Source organism: Nonomuraea recticatena (assembly GCF_039533245.1).
GTDB lineage: Bacteria > Actinomycetota > Actinomycetes > Streptosporangiales > Streptosporangiaceae > Nonomuraea > Nonomuraea roseola.
Genome location: NZ_BAAATE010000177.1, coordinates 1 through 580 on the forward strand (window position 1 = coordinate 1; position 580 = coordinate 580).

Genomic DNA, 580 nt, shown 5'->3' on the forward strand with positions numbered 1-580 from the left:
AGACCGTGACTCATTTGGAGATTGATCGTTAGACCGTTCGTGGATGCGTTCCTTCGACGGCTGGTGCCTGATGAGTTGTGGGAGTTGTTCCTGCGGGTGGTTCCGCCGGCGCCGACGCGGCCGCAAGGTGGCGGGCGGCGGCGGGTGGACGATCGGGTGATTCTGGCGGCGATCGTGTACGTGGCCACCACCGGGTGTGCGTGGCGGCAGTTGCCGCCGGTGTTCGGCGCCTCCTGGCAGACGGTGCACCGCCGCTTCGGCGAGTGGAGCGCCGCGCGGGTGTGGGCCAAGCTGTACCGGATCCTGCTGGACGAGCTCGGCGCCCGCGGCGAGCTGGACTGGTCGCGGTGCGCGATCGACTCCGTCAGTGTCCGGGCCGCCAAAGGGGGGAGCTGACAGGTCCGAATCCTGTCGATCGCGGCAAGAAAGGGTCGAAGATCCATCTCATCACCGAACGGACCGGTCTGCCCCTCGCTGTCGCGATCAGCGCCGCCAACACCCACGACAGCCTGGCGCTGGAGCCGCTGGTGCGCAGTATCCCGCCGATCCGCTCACGTCGTGGGCCAAGGCGCCGCCGACC

At 68.6% G+C, this 580-nt stretch carries 1 pseudogene; it reads left to right on the top strand.

The annotated features are described in order from the left end of the window. Positions 1–39 precede the first annotated feature (39 nt). Positions 40–580 (top strand): annotated as a pseudogene (locus tag ABFX50_RS51025) (IS5 family transposase); the annotation flags it as partial.